The following is a 6010-nucleotide window of genomic DNA, read 5'->3' on the forward strand; positions in this document are numbered from 1 at the left end:
TTGCTAATACTCGTCTGCATATACAATAAAATTACCCTCCACTACAATCAATACTAAAGTATAAGTTGTTCTTTCCTCCCAAGATTCACCACAGCTTCAGAATCGTTGTTTAAAAATTGAAAATATTATCGTATATATACTCAATAGATTTCAAGATGCATCACGACGGCAAGGGAGCGAATCCCCGGGATCATAGATAACTCTGTGACTGGGGTAAGTGAGTGCAGCCAACAAAGCAGCAACTTGAAGGATGAAGGGTATAGGAACAGGATATTGAATAGCCGCAATTAATAACGCTTCATCCCATGTACTTACACTTCCAATACTGCCCATAGTAAACCTCTAAATAAATCATAGTGATAGATTAAATGACAAGTTTCATCATTATACTGACCAAATAGGCCACGACTTTATTTTCATCTATCGTTAAGCGATCTTACTAACGCATAATAACGCCGCTTTTCATCACCAAAATGCGATCCATAACATCAAATAAAAAAATTAATAATTTGGGAGTAAGAAATTCTTTTATTAACTCGGGCATGAGTTTGTCCGATCTGAGTTGCTAATAAGAGAGTAAATAAGTTAACTGGTCGGATGGGGGATGTGGAAAGATAGATTTAAAACTACTGCATGTAAGTTAAACAGCCTTATCTTGATAATCATATTCATTTTTGTTAATAAAAAATCGTACTGATATAACTTTTCTACAAGATTAAGATAACATTTTGCTATTATATGTCATTCATGCCTGAAGACTTCGTGAACAACTTCATTGTAAAAGATCCGATAGCCCCTCAGACACTGCGGTTTCTGCTTATTAACCCACTCAGATCATTTACTCACTAACTATTCTTTTTCTGATAGTTACCTTCCAGAATCCAAAGGTTTAAATTCAAATTATCGTAAGTAACTTTGATTAACACAAACATTTAATTCTATTTAAATTAATGGATTTCCGGCAAGGGTAGAAAAAGGAAGGAAACAAACAGATTATAAATGAAATTATTTCTACCATTTTATTTTCCCTGAATAAATCATTAACAGCATTAAAATAAAATCACACAAGGTAATCATGCAAATCATTAACAATTAATTGGAATAAATAATTTTAGAAGTCATTTAACAACATCATCATATCAATACAATTAATTAAAAAATACGATATTAATTTCAACCATTATTTGATTAGGTAGCTTAATTTTCTACAAATAAATTCAACCATAACATTGATACCGACATTAAATAATCATGCTGACAAATCCATTAAATACTATAACCAATAGATTTCAAGTTGCAGCGCAGCAGCAAGTGAATGCATCCCCAAGAATAGGGGTAACTATAGTCCCTCCAACAGCAGAAACACCTGCTCCCCAAGCGACTCACAATCCTCTTACCGGATCTTGTCCTTCCGGGTGATCACCTTTGGCATGTTTTGACAATGCTGCCGAAATCTCTTGAGGAGATTTACCTTCATTTAGCATAGCGGTAGCCAGACTGGATGCTGACCGACCGTAATCCATCATTCCTTTGGGTAAACTCAGGGCATTATTGTCAGTAACAACGCATTCCATTGCGACGTTGACCGCCGAACACCGATTTTCCCCATGCGTTCAGTCAGTTACAACCCATTTTTCCCAGTACGGTTTGATGCCCGTGCCACAACGCCCTGACGCGACTTTTGAGCCTAATAAGCCATTTTGCTTTGATGCTGTTAAAAGGCTGTGAGTTAAATGGTTGAATAATATTCGAATGCTTTTGAAATTATTTCATTAACTTCACTCTTATAAAGAATAGCCTCTCTGATATCAGGATTAGTGATCGTTTCCCAAAAACTATTCCCATGTTCGTCTTGTTTTAATTCACTATACTTAGCGCCAAGTATCCTAACCATATCACCATAAGAAACAGCAAAAACAATAAAACCAGCATCATTAATATTTTCTGTTGACGCTTGATATTGATAAGATTGCTCAAAATTCTCGGGCTCATCTTGTCCTATCAACTCTGGAGAAATCATTCCTAACATAAAGTTAAAAGCATCTTTAGTTTCTTTTTCAAACAACGCTTTATTTTCCTGAAAAGAAAATAAAGCATTAGTATTGTCTTTCAACGAAAAGATATCTACCCAAAGGGTAGATGTCCTTATTTCTTCAGGGAAAAAAAAACCATCAATACAAAAATGGAAAAGTCCATTTTTATAAGTATCATCACTCCATTCTGGAAGATGTTGTATTAACACTGCAAAACGATATGGATCACCAAAAATCATTTTTATCTCCATTTTCCGGACAAACCAAGTTGTTTTTTGACTTCATTAGGAATGTCATTTTTATTCAATGGATTTTTTACATCACCGGTACTTCCATTCCAGTGATATTCCCCATTGGTCCCTTCGAACCGATGAACATTACCTTTTTCATCCTTAGCAAATCTAACTTCTTTATTACCATAATTTTTGGAGCTTGGAATTGAATTTTCAAAAAGTTTCAATGAGTCTTTTGGTTCTATTCCCGCATTACGGCGATTTCCATCACCACCAAGAGTATGTTTAGGATTTGATTTATACACTAACCCATTATTCGCTGTCACTGGATTAGGTACTGGTACAGCACTTCCCTTGACTCCTTTTGCTCCAGCCTTACTGATCCCTCCGGCCACTCCCGCAGACGCCGCAATTCCCGTCTGCCCCATAATCTTCACGATTTCCTGGGTCGTTTCTTCTGAGCCGCCAGTGACTTGGGCACGATGGAGCACTAAATTCCGTGATGCGTCAATATTCGACATAGCACCCCGTAAATCAGCCCATTCCCGTACTTCCGCTGGTGTGAGGGAATCCAGCCCCTGCATTCTGGCTTTTTCCTGAATTTCACTTATCCGAGCACTGTAGTCACCTTGCAATGCCCGCAGCTCTTTGGCTACGGCAACGCATTGGTCAGCCCCTGAGCACGTTGCTATCCGCTCTTGAACCTGGTCATATTCCTGCCGATATTTATCCCTGACAGTCGCACGGCAACTGCTATCACCCTGACAATTAACCAGTTTCTCACTTCTTGAACGATTCTGGTCAACGCTTAGGTGATTATTGTCTACAACAAACTAACAGCGGAGAAAATCCCAGCCCAGTGGCTGGGATTTTTGTCACTCAGATAATGGTTCCAAACTAAGTAGGTGAGCTTTTGCCTTTTCTATAATGTGCAAAAATTCATCACACCTGAACTCTAGAATATTATTGTCAGGATAAATAATAATATTCACTGATTTTTTGTCCTCCGATAATGATATTTCCCCCCACTGAACCCTATTAAAAGATAGCTCAGCATAAAGATCATCTCGGCCAGCGGAACTACCTACACTATATTCCAACATACTCTTCCTCTCTGTCATTTACTGGGCGGCTCACGGAATCCAATCAATTTTGTACCATCAGCATTAAATCGCAACGCTCGTCCATCAGGAGCAATTGCTTCAACTACAGCAATCCTCTGTTTATTTTCAAAAACAAACCTAGATTCTATTTTGGTATTTGGATTGCTTAGTATTTCACTAACTATAGTCTGAGCTTCCTTATTTAAAACAGATGCTTTCTGGCTAGAATATGAATACACAGAACCTTCCCTTCCCCCGTGCTTTTGTAATGCACGCCCAGCGTCCGTCAAGCCATTACGATTGGGGGTTGAAGCAGCTTGATTAAGATTATCCCTAGATGGAAGCCCACTATTGTTACGTGCATTTTCCTCATCTTGCGGTTCCCAACCATCTGGTGTTCCAGAACCGGTTCCACCATATTTAGCCTTTTCTTCATTTGTCAGATTTTTTCCCACATTTGGTTGGTTTTCACCATCTATATAATCTGACGAACATACCCGACCAAAAGAACATTGGGTGGCTTTATCTATAGACTCTCCCATTTCCTTCAATTTTTTGTCCAAAGCTGAAGCTATTGTCTGATTTGCTTCATTCACGGCTTCACCCGTGTTTGAACCCGCTATCGGTGGGGGTGGCATTGGTACAGCTAGGGCATTATTATCCGCTGCATTCTTCCCCGCCTGTGCCCCGGTAACGGCGCTGGCGGTGGAGTCACCGGCAATGCCGCCGGCTAATCCCGCGGCCAGCGTGGAAAGGGTGCTGATAGTCTGTTTCTGCGCCTCCGTTAATTCACTGACGTTGGCCTCGTCGCCGTAAAGCTGTTTTATCAGGACCTGCGCCGCCAGTTCACCGGAAGCCGCCCCCGCGGCACCCGACAGGGCATTGTTACCGCTCACTTCCGCCGCCACCGCGCCTAAAATCGCGTGGGCCAGCGTGTTGGTGGCGATATCCACCTGATGGGTTTGCGGGTCGGTGGTCATCTCCTTAATCACCCCGGCCAGATACGGTGAAGCCCCGCCAGCCAGCGCCTGATGATAGGCGGTGGTGTAGATTTGGCTTTTAATGTCTTCCATGCTCGGGTCGGCGTGACCCGTTTTCGCCAGGGTGGCTTTGGCAGCTTCAATATCCTGTTCACTGAGATGGTCCAGCTTCGCTTTCGCCGCGTGGGTGGCGATAATTTTCCCTTCCGTCCCGGCTATCTCGGTCATCTGGGCGCTGAGCTCGCCCATCAGTTGCGCCTGTTTCAGCCGCTGTTGTTCCTTTTCCTTATCAAATATCGGACTCAGGACATTGGCAGCGTTATCGGTATCGCGGCTAAGGGTCGCGACATCCTGCGTTTGATGCGCCTTATCCCGGATAATCAGGGTGCCGTCACTGACGGCGGCGTGCGTGGTGGTGCTGTCATGGCCCTGGTTATTGGAACCGCTCAGTGCATTGACTGCCAGATTGTTCAGCCGCTGACTGGTGGTCGGTTTGCCAACGCTGATGCCCGCACTCTGCTGTTCAACCTTAAAATCCGCCTGATTCTGAATATCTTTAAAGCCCAGTGTGCCGGTGTTGAGGGTGTTTTTGGTTTTGTCGGCGGCACTGGCTATCACCGCACCGTCCAGCTGGGTGTGGTCGCCGACATTCACCTGATAGCCCCCTTGACCGGCATACAGCCCGGTCTGCTCCTGCACGCTGTCATAACTGCTGTGCAGTTTGCTGCGGCTGGCATTCAGGCTTAATGTGCCGTCCGGCTGCGGACCCACGGTGGCATTGACCCCGGCTCGGGCGTTGTGCTGCTGGCTGTCATAGCGCTGGCGGTCCTGTTCACTGCTTAATGTCAGATGGCGTTTCACGTCGGCGGTCAGCTGTTCGCCGCTGACCTGCGCCCCCTGCAGCGTGGTATCCCGGCCACTGTTGAGGGTAACGGTCTGTCCCGCCTCTAATGTGGTGTGCGTGTGACTGATGCCGTTGCCATTTTCATGGCCGCGGCCCCGACTGACATTGGCCGACGCCGTCAAGCCGGTGCTGCCCGGGCCGGCGGTGACACCCACGCCCAACGCGCTACCGTGGCTACTGTTTTTGCCGATAGTCTGTTCGGTGTTCTGGCTGGAACTCAGTTGGATGTCTCGGCTGGCATTGAGTTGCAGGTCTTGACCCGCCTGTAACTGGCTGCCCTGCACGCGGATATCGCCGTTCGGTCCTGATGCGCCTTTGCCATCCCCTTTGGCGGTTATGGTGAGGTTATCCCCGGCAGTGAGGTGGCTGCCCTGTTGGGTGGTCTGGCGGTGCTGCTGTTCTGAACGCGAAGACTGGCGACCGTAGGACAGGCGAACCCCGGCCAGATTATTATTGCCTTTTTCGTCACTGCCCTGCGCTTCCGCCAGTCGGACCGCCTGGGTAGCCTGAACCCCGCTGAGCGCGGCCTGGGTATTTTGCAACGCTTTCAGGCGCGGGTCGGCGGTCTGCTGTGCGGTCCGGGCCGTCTGTACCGCGCTGTTAATGGCGCCGCCTGCCGTGCCACTCAGCGCCACGGTTAAGCCGCTTTGCTTTTGTTCGGTTTTCGTCAGGGTGGTGTGATGATTTTCCGCACTGGTGATACTGACGCTCTGACCGGTGAGGGTCAGGTCCTTTTTCGCGACGATATCACTGCCAT

At 45.7% G+C, this 6010-nt stretch carries 5 protein-coding genes; all 5 read right to left on the bottom strand.

All coding sequences use genetic code 11. The annotated features are described in order from the left end of the window. Positions 1 to 150: 150 nt before the first annotated feature. Positions 151 to 333: a hypothetical protein gene (locus EAE89_RS18575; RefSeq protein ID WP_214086390.1), complete on the bottom strand. Its 183-nt coding sequence runs from the start codon at positions 331 to 333 to the stop codon at positions 151 to 153. Positions 334 to 1382: 1049 nt separating this feature from the next. Beyond that, a complete protein-coding gene (locus EAE89_RS18580) occupies positions 1383 to 1574 on the bottom strand; it encodes a hypothetical protein (RefSeq protein ID WP_244866613.1) in 192 nt (63 codons plus the stop codon). A 155-nt stretch (positions 1575 to 1729) separates the two neighbouring features. Beyond that, entirely contained in the window at positions 1730 to 2272 is a 543-nt protein-coding gene (locus EAE89_RS18585) for an immunity 42 family protein (RefSeq protein ID WP_214086386.1), read from the bottom strand. Between the two features lie 2 nt (positions 2273 to 2274). After that, entirely contained in the window at positions 2275 to 2901 is a 627-nt protein-coding gene (locus tag EAE89_RS18590) for a hemolysin/hemagglutinin-like protein HecA precursor (RefSeq protein WP_244866615.1), read from the bottom strand. 482 nt (positions 2902 to 3383) lie between these two features. Then, positions 3384 to 6010 (bottom strand): hemagglutinin repeat-containing protein (locus EAE89_RS18595; protein WP_214086387.1); only part of this gene is annotated, 2627 nt, incomplete at its 5' end.

The organism is Photorhabdus heterorhabditis (assembly GCF_018448905.1).
GTDB lineage: Bacteria > Pseudomonadota > Gammaproteobacteria > Enterobacterales > Enterobacteriaceae > Photorhabdus > Photorhabdus heterorhabditis.